5 protein-coding genes are annotated in these 15,875 nt (G+C 67.7%); all 5 read left to right on the top strand.

Going from position 1 to position 15,875, the window contains the following annotated elements:
• The first annotated feature begins 918 nt into the window (after nt 1–918).
• The 5 genes from ABTZ94_RS21105 (at nt 919) to ABTZ94_RS21085 (ending at nt 15,841) form a co-directional block, all read left to right on the top strand.
• On the top strand, nt 919–1,860 hold the full coding sequence (locus ABTZ94_RS21105; RefSeq protein ID WP_351202589.1) for a sterol desaturase family protein: 942 nt from the start codon (nt 919–921) through the stop codon (nt 1,858–1,860).
• An 80-nt stretch (nt 1,861–1,940) separates the two neighbouring features.
• Nucleotides 1,941–11,369: a non-ribosomal peptide synthetase/type I polyketide synthase gene (locus ABTZ94_RS21100; RefSeq protein WP_351202585.1), complete on the top strand. Its 9,429-nt coding sequence runs from the start codon at nt 1,941–1,943 to the stop codon at nt 11,367–11,369.
• Nucleotides 11,359–13,041: a phytoene desaturase family protein gene (locus ABTZ94_RS21095; protein ID WP_351202584.1), complete on the top strand. Its 1,683-nt coding sequence runs from the start codon at nt 11,359–11,361 to the stop codon at nt 13,039–13,041. Before ABTZ94_RS21100 ends, ABTZ94_RS21095 begins: the two co-directional genes overlap by 11 nt.
• Nucleotides 13,038–14,789 carry a phytoene desaturase family protein gene (locus ABTZ94_RS21090; RefSeq protein ID WP_502967277.1) on the top strand — a complete coding sequence of 584 codons (1,752 nt, stop codon included), beginning with the start codon at nt 13,038–13,040 and terminating at the stop codon, nt 14,787–14,789. The genes ABTZ94_RS21095 and ABTZ94_RS21090 overlap by 4 nt, the downstream gene beginning before the upstream one ends.
• Nucleotides 14,786–15,841 carry an MDR family NADP-dependent oxidoreductase gene (locus ABTZ94_RS21085; protein ID WP_351202583.1) on the top strand — a complete coding sequence of 352 codons (1,056 nt, stop codon included), beginning with the start codon at nt 14,786–14,788 and terminating at the stop codon, nt 15,839–15,841. The genes ABTZ94_RS21090 and ABTZ94_RS21085 overlap by 4 nt, the downstream gene beginning before the upstream one ends.
• The last annotated feature ends 34 nt before the right edge of the window (nt 15,842–15,875 follow it).

Below are 15,875 nucleotides of genomic sequence, written 5' to 3'. Positions count from 1 at the left end.
GGCTGGGTTGCTTGTCCTCGGTAAACGCACCCCGAGGCATGCGAAACGTCAATCGCCGAGTAGGCATGACTCGTTGGAGCGCCCGGCACCCGTGGCGTGCGATCACCAGTTGGTTCGTCTTCGTCATTCCGTGTCTCGACGCAGGGATCGACACCGGCCGCAACGCTGCCACCACCGAGGACTTCTGGGTAGGGGAGCCGGGGCACGCCGAACACCACGGTGCCGGACTACCGAGACCCTCCAAAAGAGACGATCTCTGACACGGTCACCATTCTGGATCCGGCGTTTATGAGCCACGGCAGCCCCGATTACTTCCCGCGAGCCCGGCCCGATCGAACATGAGGTCCGCAAGCCCTGTGGCCCCGCTGCATCGCCAGGACCGGGGCTGAAGCCACGTTGCTGTCCCGGCGGCGGCGAGCGTGATCCCGGCGGGCAGGGGAAGGCCGTTCCGGCCCGGTCGGCCTCTCCCCGCTCTCTCTGGACAGCGTCGACCAATCGAAGGATCCCCACCCGGAAAGAGAGGAACTATAAAGTCGCAATAGATTATCAGTATTACTAGTAACCCACTTGGTGGAAGCTCGAATTATTCGCATTCCGCCCACCTGGTCCGCCTGGTTCATTGAAAATTGGACGGGGTGGCGAATGTTGTCCCGCCCGTCCGACGCATCGAGATGAGGCTTGAATCCGACGGTTGAGGGCGCCGGGGAGGGAAAAGCAAACAGGGCGGGATCGCCCGGCGGCCCCGCTCCGGTTCGCCGGGTCTGCAAGGCAGTTCACATCAGTCTCCAGGTGCGAATTCGTTTGGTGCGTGATACTGACGTCCGACGCGTCGGTCCAGCGCGCCCGCAGGGAGTCATCAGTTCCTCCTTCGAGGTCTGTGCATTCTTCTGCACTGGTTCCTTTGTAAAGGTGCTGCGGATGGAAAGTTGCGAACCACTGCCCGGCGGTGATCCGCAGAACGATTCCGGTCCCGTGCAGCGGGAGAGCTCGCTCGTGCCTTCGGCGCGTGCTGTTCTCCGTGTGCTGGCGTACCCGTTCCTGCTGGTGGCCGCGGTTTCGGTGGCCGCGGCGGCGCTGAGTCTCGACTGGGATCCCGAGCGAGTGAGCCCGCTCTTTCTGGTCGGCACCATCGCCTACCTCACCGTTCTCGAACGTCTGATTCCATATCAGCGTGCCTGGCACCCGAGCCCCAGCGAATGGCGTTCGTACGGCGTCTACTTCCTGCTGACGATGGCGGCCAGCGCCCTGGCGCAATATGCGGTAACGGCAGTCGTCTCCGCGGCGACACCCGGCGAACAGATGTTCAACCTCTGGGCAGAAATTCCCGCAGCCCTGCTGACCGGCTCGCTGGCCAGTTATCTCGTGCACCGACTGGGTCATGCCAACCCGATATTGTGGCGACTGCATGGTGTGCACCACGTGCCGCAAAAAGTCAACGTCGGCAATAACGGTGTCAATCACGTTCTCGACATCGTCCTTGCGCAGGGGGTCGTTCAACTGTCCCTGGGGTTGGTCGGGTTCTCCCACGACTCCGTCTTCGTCGTGGGTATATTCGTGGCCGCCCAGGGCTATTTCGTCCACGCCAACATCGACGTGCGCATGGGCCGGCTCAACCATGTGCTCGCCAGCCCCGAACAACACCGCCTGCACCACAGCACCGATCTGTCCGAGGCGGGCCACTACGGCTCGGATCTGTCGATCTGGGACCACCTTTTCGACAGCTACACCTGGCGGTCCGGCCGTGAGCCGATCGCGGTCGGAATCGGCGACCCCGAGTTGTTCCCCCCTACCGGCGAGATCGCCACCACCCTTCTCCACCCCTGGCGCCGTGCGAAGAGGGCCGGGCCCGGTTCCGCCTGACCGGCCTCTCTTCTTTGGAAACCGCACTGCCCTCCCGCATCCATGCCGTGCCGCTGCGCCACGACTTGAGGAGTACGACCTTGCCCGACGTGAACAGTGCCTCTGTGAGCGACAAAGTAGCGATCATCGGCATGGGCTGCCGACTGCCCGGCGGTGCATCGGACCACCGCACGTACTGGCAGAACCTCATGGACGGCAAGGACTGCATCACACCGACACCGGAAAACCGCTACGACGTCACGACGCTCGGCAGCAGATACAAGGAGAAACCCGGACGCCTGATCGGCGGCCGAGGCGGATACATCGACGGTTTCGACGAGTTCGACCCCGGCTTCTTCGGCATCAGCCCGCGTGAGGCCGACCACATGGACCCTCAGCAGCGCAAGCTGCTGGAGGTGGCCTGGGAGGCGCTGGAGGACGGCGGTCAGCTGCCCTCGGAGCTTGCCGGAAGCAATACCGCCGTGTTCGTCGGCGCGTTCACGCTGGACTACAAGATCCTCCAGTTCTCCGACCTGAGCTTTGCCTCACTTGCCGCGCACACCGCCACCGGCACCATGATGACGATGGTTTCGAACCGTCTTTCGTACTGTTTCGACTTCCGAGGTCCCAGCCTGTCGGTCGATACCGCGTGCAGTTCCTCCCTGGTCGCGGTGCATCTCGCCTGCCAGAGCCTGAACAACCGGGAGACCGATCTCGCGCTGGCCGGTGGCGTCCTGCTGCATGCGGCACCGCAGTACACCATCGCTGAGACGAAGGGCGGCTTCCTGTCGCCCGACGGCCGCTCGCGTACGTTCGACGCCACGGCCAACGGCTATGTACGGGCCGAGGGCGTGGGAATGGTCGCGCTCAAGCGGCTGGACGACGCCGTACGCGACGGCGATCCGATCCACGCAGTGATCCTCGGCACGGGGGTCAATCAGGACGGCCGCACGAATGGCATCACCGTGCCCAGCGCGGATGCCCAGGTCGCCCTCATCCAACGCGTCTGTGCCGGAGCCGGCATCACTCCCGGCGCCCTGCAGTACGTGGAAGCACACGGCACCTCGACGCCTGTCGGCGACCCGGTCGAAGCGAACGCACTGAGCCGGGCGCTGGCTGTCGGTCGCAGACCCGGTGCCACGTGCTACGTCGGGTCGGTCAAGGCGAACATCGGGCACACCGAAGCGGCAGCGGGCATCGCCGGACTGATCAAGACCGTTCTCTGCCTCAAGCACCGCCGTATTGCGCCCCACATCAACCTGGAGCGGGTCAATACCGCCATCGACCGGGAGTCCTCCCCGTACCGAATCCCGACCGAGCCGACCGACTGGCCCGAGCACGAGGGCCCCGCACGGGCCGGGGTGAACGCGTTCGGCTTCGGCGGCACGAACGCGCATGTCGTGCTGGAGCAGGCACCCGAGCGCGAAGCACAGCCGAGCGCGCCCGGCGAACGGGCCTGGAATCTCCTTCCGTTGACCGCCCGGACCCCGGATGCCCTGCCGGAGCTGGCGGCGGGCATCCACCGCGAGCTGGCAGGGGTCCACGGGCCCGAGGTGTCGCTGCCCGACCTCGGATACACGCTTGCACGCCGCCGTCAGCACCTTGAGTCGCGGCTCTCCGTCGTGTACTCCTCACGGGCCGATCTGAAGGAGGGGCTCGCCGCCTTCCTGCGGGATGAACCTCACCCCCGGGTGGTCCAGGGAAGGCAGCTCGACGTCGAACAGCGCGGCCTGGTCTGGGTGTTTACCGGAATGGGGCCGCAGTGGTGGGGCATGGGCCGCCAACTGTTCGAGGGCGATGAGGTGTTCCGGGACGCGGTCACCCGCTGCGACCTGGCCGTCCGCAAGCTCGCGGGCTGGTCCCTGATCGAGGAGATGACGGCCGACGAAGCCGGATCGCGCATGGGCGAGACATGGCTTGCGCAGCCGGCCAACTTCGCACTGCAGGTGGGACTCGCGGCCATGTGGCGCCAGTACGGTGTGCGGCCCGATGCCGTGGTCGGTCACAGCACCGGCGAGATCGCCGCCTTCTACGAGGCGGGGGTCTACACCCTGGAGGACGCGGTCAGGATCGTGGTGCACCGCAGCCGGCTCCAGCAGAAGCTGACCGGGACCGGCACGATGCTCGCCGTGAGTCTGTCCGAGAAGGAGGCACAGCTCCGGGCGGGCGCGTACGGGGACCGGGTGTCCGTGGCCGCGGTCAACAGCCCCTCGGCGGTCACGCTGGCCGGGGACCGGGATGCGCTGGCCGAGCTGGCGGACGGGCTTCGCTCCGAGCAGATCTTCGCCAAGTTCCTGACAGTGCAGGTCCCGTACCACAGCGCGGGCATGGAGGCGATCAAGGACGAACTGCTGACCTCACTGGACGGGCTGGACCCCCGGGCTGCGACGGTTCCGCTGTATCTGACGGGTCAGGAGGGCACGGCGCACGGCAGTGAGCTGGACGGGGGCTACTGGTGGAAGAACGTCCGCGACCGGGTCCGCTTCCGCTCGGCCGTCGACCGGCTCGCCGACGACGGGTACGGGCTGTTCCTGGAGATCGGTCCGCATCCGGTGCTCGGCCACTCCATCCGTGAGTGTCTCGACGGCCGGGAGACGGCTGTACGCACCCTTCCGTCGATCCGCCGACAGGAGAACGAACCCGAGCGCTTCGCCGCCTCGCTGGCAGAGCTGCACAACCTCGGCGTCCCCGTCGCATGGGACACCCTGCACCCGGTGGGCACTCCGGTGGCCCTTCCCCGCTACCCGTGGAAGCGCGACCGCTACTGGACGGAGCCTGCCCCAGTGGCGCAGGTCCGCCTCGGCCACGCCGACCACCCTCTGCTGGGCCGTCGCACGACACACACCGAGCCGACCTGGCACACGACACTGGACACCGAGCGGCTGCCCTACCTCGACGGCCACCGCATCCAGTCCACCGTGGTCTTCCCGGCAGCGGGGTACCTGGAGATGGCCACGCAGGCGGTCCGCTCCCTGACCGGCGGCACCCACGTCGTGCTGGCAGACATCGAATTCCGCAAAGCGCTCTTCCTGCCCGAGGGCGAGGACCGGGCCGTGCGTCTGACGTTCTCGTCGCAGAACGCGACGTTCACGATCGCTTCGGCAGGGGAGGGCGAGGCCGACCGGGCGGTGCACGCCAGCGGTGTCGTCCGCTCCGGGCAACCGCGCCCGGCCGGCCCCCCTGTCGATACCGCCGCCCTCCGGACACGTACCCTGCGGCGGCTGGACGGAAAGGACTGCTACGCGGAGCTGGCCGCCCTGGGCTACGACTACGGCCCCGCGTTCCGGGCCATCGAAGAGGTGTGGATCGGTTCGGGTGAGGTACTCGCCCGGCTCCGTCCGCCCGCGGTTATCGGTGACGAAGCGGCCCGACACCACATCCATCCCGTGCTGCTCGACGCCTGCTTCCAGTCACTGCTGACGACGCAGCTCCTCGACGACGGTGCGGACCGGCAGACCTCCGGGATCCGCCTGCCCCTGTCGATCGGCGAGGTGTGCCTCACCCCGGTGGGAGACCAGCCGATCTGGGTGCATGCCACGGTGACCCGCAGCGACGGGGACGAGCTGGTCGGCGACATCGACGTCTACGCGGACTGCGGTGAACCTCTGGGCGGCATCAGTGGCTTCCGCGCAGCCGCCGTGGACAAGGCGTCCACGGCGGTCGGACTCGGCACGATTGATTCCTGGCTCGCCGAGACCGTCTGGATCGACAGGCCCTTCGACGCCGCCGAGAACGAGGCCGACTCCGACAACCCCGTCTCCACCAGCAGCGACTGGCTGGTGTTCGCCGATCGGCAAGGCGTCGGCGACGCCCTGAGCGCCCTGCTCGCCGCGCGCGGCGAGCGCTGCCACCTCGTGCGTCCGGGAGATTCGTACCGGAAGGGGGACGACGGAAGGGAATTCACTGTCGCCCCGGGTTCCGCCGCGGACCTGGAGCAGCTCTTCGGCGACCTGGGCATGGACAGCAGCAACGGCGAGGACGGCAGGCCGTCCTTCGGCACCATCGTGCATCTGTGGAATCTCGACCTGCCACACCTCGGTGAGGCCTCGCGGCAGGACCTCGTACGGCACAGCGGCACCGGGGCCTACTCGCTGATCGCGCTCGCCCGGACGCTGCTTCGCCACGGGGCCGGCGGCCGGCTGCACATCGTGACCCGCGGCGCGCAGCACGTCGAGCCCGGCGAGACCGTCGAACCTCTGGGGGCCCCCGCGTGGGGGGTCGGCCGGGTGCTCAGGCACCAGGAGCTGATCTCCCACAGTGGCAAGCTGATCGATCTGGATCCCGGCCGGCAGGGAGACGAGGGATGTGAGGCCGAGGCGCAGGCGCTGCTGCGCGAGGTCCTGGCCGACGACGAGGAGGAGATCGCGCTGCGTGGCGCCGGCCGCTTCACAAGCCGGGTGCGGCGGGCCGAAGGGCTGACGCGCCCCCTTCCGCTGCGTCTGCGCGCCGATGCGAACTACCTTGTCACCGGCGCCTTCGGGGCGCTCGGGCGGCTGCTCTGCCGGACACTCGTACGGCGTGGGGCGCGCAGTCTGATCCTGATCGGACGCACCGCGCTGCCGGAGCGCTCCGCCTGGCGCGGTCTCGATCCCGCCACTGCAGAAGGCCGCGCCGTGGCCTTCGTCAAGGAGTTGGAGGCGCTCGGCGCACGGGTCGTCCTGGCACCGCTCGACATCACCGATGAGGCCGCGTTCACGGCCTGGCTCGAAGCTCACCGGCTCACCGACCCGCTTCCGGTACGCGGAGTGTTCCATCTGGCCGGGCAGGTCCGCGACACACTCGTCGCGGACATGGACCACCGGACGTTCGCCGAGGCCCACGACCCCAAGGCCGTGGGTGCGTATCTGCTGCACCGGCATCTGCGGGACGAACCACTCGACCACTTCGTCCTGTTCGCCTCGATCGCTTCTCTCTTGACCACGGCGGGTCAGACGAACTACGCAGCCGGGAACGCGTTCCTGGACGCGCTGGCCCAGTACCGTCGGGCGCTCGGCCTGCCGGGGCTGAGCGTGGACTGGGGACCGTGGGCCACCGGCATGATCGAGGAGCTGGGGCTCGTCGACCACTATCTCCACAGCCGTGGGATGAGCTCACTCGCACCGGACGTCGGCATGGCGGTCCTGGAACGCGTCATCGGCCAGGACCGGGCCCAGTTGCTCGTCGCGACGGTCGTCGACTGGCCGGTGTTCCTGTCCTGGTACGCCTCGCCGCCCTCGCTGGTGGCCGAACTGGCGGCGACAGCCACAGCCGCGACGGCCAACGGGACGAGTGACGGCATCCTCGACACCTTCCGCAACGCGGACGCGACGGAGCGCCTCGCCCTGGTGACCCGGCGGTTCACCGCAGTGGCCGCCTCGGTGCTCCGGACGAGCCCGGATCAGATCGATCCGCAGACCGGCCTCAACGCGCTGGGACTCGATTCGCTCCTGGCGATGGAGCTGCGAGCCCGGCTCAGCTCCGAGCTCGGCGTCGCTCCCCCCGTGGTGGCTCTGCTGAGCGGTACATCGGCCGGCGAGCTGACCGCACAGCTCCACGACGCCCTGGCCGAGTCGGTGGCGTTGGCAGCCGGCAATGACGACACGGCGGCGGTGGAGGTCTTCGAGGACGAGTTCCGCCATCCGCTGACGCAGAACCAGAAGGCCCTGTGGTTCCTCAGGCAGCTCAACCCCGAGGGCTACGCGTACAACATCGGAGGCGCGGTCGAGGTACGCGTCGCTCTCGACCCCGACCTGATGTTCGAGGCCGTCCGCTGCCTGGTCGCGCGCCACCCTGCGCTGCGGACCAACTTCCTTACGGTGGACGGTCTGCCGCTGCAGCTGGTGTCGTCGGACCGGAGCCCGGACATCGCGCTGTTCGACGTGCAGGACCAGGAATGGGAGGAGATCCACCGTACGATCGTGGCCGAGTACCGCAGGCCGTACGACCTGGAACGCGACCCGCTCTTCCGCTTCCGCCTCTTCAAGCGTGGCCACGACCGCTGGGTGATCATGAAGGCGGTCCATCACATCGTCTCCGACGCGATCTCGACGTTCACTTTCATCGAGGAGCTCCTCGCGGTGTACGAGGGGTTGCGCCAGGGCCGTGTGCCCTCGCTGCCGCCGGTCACCGCGCGCTATCTGGACTTCCTCAACGCGCAGAACCGCTTCCTGGCCGGTCCCGCGGCGCAAGGCATGCTCGATTACTGGCGTTCGCATCTGCCGGCCGAGGTACCGGTCCTGGAGCTGCCCGTCGACAAGCCCCGTCCGGCCGTGCAGACACACAACGGGGCCTCGGAGTTCTTCGTACTGGACACGGCTCTCACCGCCCGCGTTCACGCCCTGGCCCGCGAGCACGACGTGACCCCGTTCATGGTGTTGCTCAGCGCCTACTACGTGCTCCTGCAGCGGTATTCCGGTCAGGACCACGTCGTCGTGGGCAGCCCGGTCACCGGCCGGACCGAGCAGGAGTTCGCCTCCGTCTACGGCTACTTCGTCAACCCGCTCCCGCTGCACGCGGACCTGTCCGGCGCACCTTCAGTCGCCCAGCTGCTGCAACAGGTCCGTACGACCGTGCTGGGCGGTCTCGACAACCAGGAGTACCCGTTCGTCCTGCTGGTCGACAAGCTGGGGCTGCAGCACGACCCCAGCCGCTCCGCGGTGTTCCAGGCCATGTTCATCCTGCTGACCCACAAGGTCGCCACCGAGAAGTACGGCTATCGGCTCGAATACATCGAACTCCCCGAGGAAGAGGGACAGTTCGATGTCACTCTGTCCGTCTACGAGGATGAGGCGGAGCATCGGTTCCACTGCGTTCTCAAGTACAACACCGACCTGTTTCTGCCGGAGACCATGCGGCGGATGGCATCGCACTACACCACACTGCTCGACAGCATGACCCGGGCACCGGCCGATCACCTCACCACACGGTTGGAGATGCTGGGCGCACAGGAGCGTGAGCGGCTGGTCGGTGAGTGGAGCGGCGCCGGGCGCGCAGCCCTGCCCCCTGGAGCAGGAGCGCCCGAGGCGGACGGCGTCCGCCCGGTGCATCAGCTGATCAGCGCGGTCGCCGCCCGGTGCCCGGACGCTGTCGCCGTCACGGTCCCGGTGCATCACGGTACGGCCCTTCGGCTGACGTATGCGGAACTGGACCGTCTCTCCGGGGAGCTGGCCAGGCGACTGCAGGGGCTGGGGGCCGGAGCCGGCTCCGTGGTGGCGCTGTGCCTGGACAAGTCGTCCGACCTGGTCGTCGCGCTGCTCGCGGTGCTCAAGGCCGGTGGCGCCTATCTCCCGATCCCGCCCGACCACCCGGCCGACCGCGTCGCCCACACCGTGCGGACGACGGCCGCCACCCTCGTCGTCGTCGAGGACGACGCCTGCCGGGACCGGATGGCAGGACTGCCGGCCAAGACGCTGACCCTGCGCGAGCTGTACGAGGCGGCGCCCGAGGCCGACGGCCGCGGGGCGTCCGGCGCCGAGGACCTGGCAGGCCTCGACTCACCTGCGTATGTCATCCACACTTCCGGTTCCACCGGGCACCCCAAGGCCGTCCGGGTCAGCCACCGGAACCTCGCCTCGGCGTACGGAGCCTGGCTCCAGGAGTACAAGCTGGACCGTGACGTGCGGGTTCACCTCCAGATGGCGGCCCCGTCGTTCGACGTCTTCACCGGTGACCTGGTGCGTGCGCTGTGCTCGGGCGGCAACCTGGTACTCGTCGACCGCGATCTGCTCTTCGACACCGAACGCCTGTACCGGACCATGCGCGACGAGCACGTCGACTGTGCGGAGTTCGTCCCCGCTGTCGTACGCGGCCTCATGGACCACTGCGAACGCCAGGGCCTGCGGATGGATTTCATGCGTCTGCTGGTCGTCGGGTCCGACGCGTGGAAGACCGGGGAATACCGACGGCTGCGCGACCTGTGCGGACCGCACACCCGCCTGATCAACTCCTACGGCGTCACCGAGGCCACCATCGACAGCGCCTTCTTCGAAGGACCCGTCGACGACCTCGAACCCGGCCGGACGGTGCCGATCGGGCGCCCTCTGAGCAACAGCACGCTCCACGTGCTCGATCGGCACGGCGAGCCCGTGCCGCCCGGTGTGCCGGGCGAACTGTGGATCGGTGGCGACGGGGTCGCACTCGGCTACGCGGGCGACCCCGCACAGACGGCCCAGCGGTTCGTGACCCGGACACTGAGCCGGGAGCCGGGCGCCGAACCCGTACGTCTCTACCGGAGCGGCGACGCGGCGCGCTGGGACGCGGACGGCCGGGTCCATCTGCTCGGGCGGGTCGACGACCAGGTCAAGCTCCGCGGCCATCGGATCGAGATCGGCGAGATCGAGGCACACCTCGCCCAGTGGCCCCAGCTGGCCCGGACGGTCGTCACGGTACGCCCCGACGCCAGGGGAGAGGACGCGCTCTGCGCCTACTGCGTACCGGCGGACGGAGCAGCGCTGGACCGGCGCGCGCTACGTCGGCACCTCACGGGACTGCTGCCCGCGTACATGGTTCCTTCGCACTTCATCGCCCTACCGGAACTGCCACTGACCGCCAACGGAAAGATTGATGTCGCCGGCCTGCCGACACCCCGGTTCGGCGCCGAGGACGAGCCGGAGGAGATGCTCGGCACACCGTTCGAAGAGAGCATGGCCCGGCACTGGAGGGAGCTGCTCGGGCTGGAGCGGGTCGGCCTGACGCACGAGTTCTTCGAGGCCGGCGGCAGCTCCATCAAGCTGATCGAGCTGATCCACCGGCTGCGGCAGGAGTTCGGCGTCGGCATCCCCGTCAGCCTCCTGTACCGGGTCACAACCCTGCACGGGATGGCCGCGACGGTGGAGCGTCTCGCCACCGGCGGCAGCTGGGACGACCTGCCCTACCTGAGCTTCAACAGCGACCGGGAGCCGACGGTGTTCTGCTTCCCACCGGCGGGCGGCCACGGACTCGTCTACCGGACGTTCGCCGCCCAGCTGCCCGAGTACCGGCTGATCGCCTTCAACTACGTACCGGGCGAGAACAAGGTGGCCCGCTACGCCGACCTCGTCGAATCCCTCCGGCCCGAGGGCAGATGCCTGCTGCTCGGCTACTCCCTCGGAGGCAACCTCGCATTCGAGGTGGCCAAGGAGCTCGAAGGCAGGGGACGCGACGTCGCCCATGTGATCGTCCTGGACTCGCACCGCATCCTGGAGCCCTATGTCCCCGGCCGCGAACACTTCGAGTTCTTCGAAGCGGAACTGGCCGAACACCTGCTCAAACACACAGGCTCGGAGATCGTCGCCCGCGAAACCCTTGACCACGCCGCGGAGTACCTGGCGTTCTGCGGCCGCACACCAAACCTCGGTGTGGTGTCCGCGACAGTCAGCGTTGTCACGGACGAGGAGAAGACAGCGCTCTACGCCGCGGACGCACGCGGCACCTGGCACGGCAGCTCCACCACGGCGACGGGCCTGCTGCGCGGCTCCGGAATCCACGCCGACATGCTCGACCCCAAGCATGTGGCCCGCAACGCCGAGCTGGTGCGCGGCATCCTCCAGGAGGGCGGCTTCGATGGCCGGTGACGCGGGCGACGCGTGGAGTGCCGATGAGCGGGAGCCGGACGGCAGACCCCGTGTCATCGTGATCGGTGCCGGCGTCGCCGGAATGTCCACCGGGTGCTACGCGCAGATGAACGGGATGCGGTCCCGCATCTTCGAAAAGCATGTGCTGCCCGGGGGCTGCTGCACGGCCTGGTCGCGCGACGGCTACATCTTCGACTACTGCATCGAGTGGCTGATCGGCACGGCCGCCGGCAACGACGCCCACCAGGTGTGGCGCGAACTGGGGGCGCTCGACGGCAAGACCGTCACCAACTTCGAGATGTTCAACCGAGTCGTCGACGAGACCGGCCGGTCGGTGGTCTTCTACAACGACCCGGACCGGCTGGAGCGGCACCTGCTGGATCTCTCGCCCGCCGATGCCCGGTTGATCCGCTCGTTCTGCCGCGATCTGCGGCGATTCATCGACATCGAGCTGTACCCGTTCCTGACCGCCCCCGCCCTGCGGACCGTACGCGAGCGAGCGGCGACGCTACGCACCGTCCTGCCCGCGTTCCGCCTGTTCTGGCGGACGGCGGCGACACCGATGCACCAATTCGCCGACCGGTTCCAGGACCCGTTGCTGCGCCGGGCGTTCCGCAACATCTTCTTCCAGGACCCGGAGGGCTTCCCGCTGCTCCCTTACCTGTTCAACATGGCCAGCGCCCATCACGACAACGCCGGTTTCCCGCAAGGAGGTTCGCTGGGACTGGCCCGGTCGATCGAGGAGCGGTACAAGACGCTGGGCGGTGAGATCAGCTACCGGGCACGGGTCGAGCGGATCCTCGTCGAGGACGGGCGTGCCGTCGGCATCGAACTACGCAACGGCAGACGGTACTACGCCGACCATGTCGTCTCGGCCTGTGACGGCCACACTACGATCCACGGTCTCCTGCAGGGCCGGTTCACCGGGCCGCGGATCGACAAGCTCTACAACGAGCTGCTGTATCGTCCGGGCACCCTGTTCCCCGCGGTGGTCTCGGCCTTCGTCGGGGTCCAGGGAGACCTTGGCCCCGACCGGGCACACAGCACCACGTACCTGCTCTCTCCCGAGGATGCCGCCCAACTGCCCGGCGCACTTCAGAGCAGTCTGGTGGTCCAGTTGCGCTCCCAGTACTCGGACGGATTCGCCCCGCCCGGAAGATCGGTGGTCCACTGCACCTACTTCAGCGACTTCGCCTACTGGAAGGCACTGCGCGCCGTCGACCGCAAGGAGTACCGGGCGAAGAAGAGCCAAGTGGCCGACTTCGTAAGGAACTTCCTGGAACGCCGCCTGCCAGGAACGGCCGAGCGCATCGAGCTGATCGATGTCGCTTCCCCAGCGACGACCCGGCGTTACACGGGCAACCACGACGGCTCCATTCTGGCCTGGAAGGCATTCTCCGAGGCCGACGGCATCGCGGCCAAGCTGGTGGGCAAGGACCGCATGCGCCTGCCGGGCCTGCGCGGATTCTCCATGGCCGGGCAGTGGGTCGGCATGGGCGGCTTGATCCGTGCCGCGTCGACCGGCCGCTTCGTCGTCCAGTACCTCTGCGAAGAGCTGGAACGCGGGTTCACGGCGTTCGAGAGTCAAGGCGGCGAGCCATGGCATCCCGGAAAGCTGGGCCGACTGCCGCAGCTCGACAGATGGTCCGCGCGCGGGGAAACCCGCACATGAACACCGAGGAGAACAGGTTCGTGTCGCGTTCCGAACGACGACAGTCGATGATCATCATCGGTGCAGGGCTCGGTGGTCTGTCCACCGGCTGCTACGCCCGGATGAACGGCTATCGCACCCATGTCCTGGAGATGCATGAACTGCCGGGTGGCTGCTGCACCGCCTGGGACCGCGGCGACTTCACCCTGGATCCCTGTGTCAGCTGGCTCCTCGGCAGCGGCCCCGGCAATGAGATGCACCAGATCTGGCTGGAGCTGGGCGCGTTGCAGGGCAAGGAGGTACGGCATTTCGATGTGTTCAACGTCGTGCGCGGCCAGTGCGGCCGGGCCGTTTACTTCTACTCCGACCCCGACCGCCTGCAGGCCCATCTGACGGACATCTCGCCCGCCGACGCCCCTTTGATCCGGGACTTCTGCAAGCAACTGCGCGCCTTTCGCAAATGCCTCGCCGTCTATCCGTTCCTCAAACCGGTCGGTCTGATGCCGACGCTGGAGCGATGGCGGATGCTGGCTTCCTTCGTCCCGTACTTCAATGTCGTGCGCAAATCCATCAGCGTACTGATGACCGACTACTCGGCGAGGTTCAAGGATCCTCTGCTGCGTGAGGCGTTCAACTTCATTTTGTACGAGAAGCATCCGGCGTTCCCGGTGCTGCCGTTCCACTTCCAGCTCGCCTCGCATGCGAACCTCTCCGCGGGCGTCCCCGAGGGCGGATCGCTTGGACTGGCCGAGTCCATCGAGCGGCGCTACCGCAGGCTCGGCGGCGAAGTGACCTACAACGCCAAGGTCGAAAAGGTGCTGGTCGAAGACGACCGTGCAGTCGGGGTACGGCTGAGCGACGGCAGCGAACTGCACGCCGACATCGTCGTCTCGGCCTGCGACGGCCGCACCACGATGATGGATCTGCTCGGTGGCCGTTACCTCAACGAGGCGTACCGCCGCCTCTACACCCGGACCATCCGTGAACCCGGCATGGTGTTCCCCGGATACTTCACACTCTTCCTCGGCCTCCGTCGAGACTTCCCCGACGCCGCCCCCTGCACGACCTACCTGCTCGACGAAGCGGAAGCAGCCGGCCTGACCGGCATCCGGCACCCGAGCATCAACGTCCAGTTCCGCAGCAGGCATTACCCGGAACTCTCCCCACGTGGGACGAGCATCGCGTACGTCACCTACTTCTGCGACATCGCCCCCTGGCGAGCCCTGGACGAAGGCCCGGAGCAGGCGACCCGGACCCGCGGCGGCCAGGAACTCCACACGCTGCCGGTACGCCACGGCCGCGGGTACTACGAGGCCAAGCGGCGGGCCCGCGACGTACTCGTGGCATTCCTGGAACGGCGCCACCCCGGCATCGCGGACTCGATCGCCGTGCGCGATGTGTCGAGCCCTCTCACACAGGTCCGCTACACGGGCAACTACGACGGCACGGTGCTCGGCTGGCAGCCCTTCGTGGAGAGCGGGGAAACGCTGGAGACGCTCATCAAGAAGCACGGCCCCGGCCTGCCGGGACTGCGGAACTTCTACCAGTCCGGTGTATGGGCGACGACGGGCGGCCTGATCCGCGCGGCGGCGGCAGGCCGGCACGTCATGCAGTTCATCTGCCGGGACGACGGCCGGACTTTCACCGCGTTCGTCGACGAGAGCGGGCCGCCCCCCACCCATCTGGTCGTTCCGGTGGGGCCCCGACCGGACGCGCAGTCCGTCATGGAGGGCCGCTTGTCTCCTGTGGAGAGAAAGGGAATGGGATGAGGGCCAGGAAATGGGTGGTACGTGAGCACATCGAAGGCGTTCCCGACGTCGAGAGGGTCTATGGGTTGGTCGAGGAGGATCTCGACGTCGACCTCGCACCGGACGAGATGCTGCTGAGGACGCGTTACGTTTCAGTGGACCCCTACCTCCAGGGCATCGCGCTGGACACTCCTCTCGGCGCGCACATGGGCGCCGACTCGATCATGGAGGTGCTGGAAGCGGGTCCACTGGCGGCCCACCGCCCCGGTGATCTGGTGCAGGGGTTCGGCGGCTGGCGCACCCATCTCATCAGTAACGGCGCGGCCACCCCCTGGCAGACCGGGACGTTTCCGATGGTCTTTCCCGCCTTCCGCCGCCTGGACCCCAGCTGGTACGACGACGCGCTTCCGCTCCCCACCGCGTTGAGTGTCATGGGCGGTCCCGGTATGACGGCTTGGGGCACCCTGACCAAGTTCATGTCGGTCCGCTCGGGAGACACCGTCGTGATCAGTGGTGCCTCCGGCTCCGTCGGTTCGCTGGTCGGCCAGCTGGCCAAGCTCGCGGGCGCCCGCGTGGTGGGAACCACTTCGACGGCGGAGAAGGCGGATTACCTCGACGAGCTGGGATTCGACGCGGTCGTCGTCTACCGGCACGGGGACAGCGCCGAAGCCGTACGGGAAGCTCTCACCTGGGTCGCACCGGACGGAGTCGACAAGTACTTCGACAATCTGGGGGGCACGGTGACCGATGCCGTGTTCTCCATGCTCAACGTCGGCAGTCAGGTGGCCGTGTGCTGGCAGTGGGCCACTCAGGTCGGCCGGGAGGTCACCGGTCCACGGCTGCTGCCGTACATCATGTTCCCGCGCACATCCGTACGCGGCATCTTCTCGCTGGAATGGTTCACCGATCAGAACTGGCGCGCGCTCCACGATGAGCTCGGCGGCAGGATCCGGCGGGGCGAGGTTCGCTGCGGACACACCCTCCACCACGGCTTCGAGAACATTCCGGACGCCTATCGGAGTCTTTACAAGGACACGGGAGCGAGCCGGGGCAAGGTGCTGGTCGAGCTCTGACCGCTGTCGTCCCCGAATCCTTTTCCCGCCCGTC

The sequence above is a fragment of the Streptomyces sp. NPDC002785 genome (assembly GCF_040295565.1).
Classification (GTDB): domain Bacteria; phylum Actinomycetota; class Actinomycetes; order Streptomycetales; family Streptomycetaceae; genus Streptomyces.
Note: the sequence above shows the minus strand (reverse complement) of the source record. Positions and strands in the feature narration are given on the sequence as shown.

Excerpts from the sequence above, each read along its gene's own strand:
- ABTZ94_RS21105 (WP_351202589.1), top strand. The coding sequence starts at position 919 with ATGGAAAGTTGCGAACCACTGCCCGGCGGTGATCCGCAGAACGATTCC.
- ABTZ94_RS21095 (WP_351202584.1), top strand. The coding sequence starts at position 11,359 with ATGGCCGGTGACGCGGGCGACGCGTGGAGTGCCGATGAGCGGGAGCCG.
- ABTZ94_RS21090 (WP_502967277.1), top strand. The coding sequence starts at position 13,038 with ATGAACACCGAGGAGAACAGGTTCGTGTCGCGTTCCGAACGACGACAG.
- ABTZ94_RS21085 (WP_351202583.1), top strand. The coding sequence starts at position 14,786 with ATGAGGGCCAGGAAATGGGTGGTACGTGAGCACATCGAAGGCGTTCCC.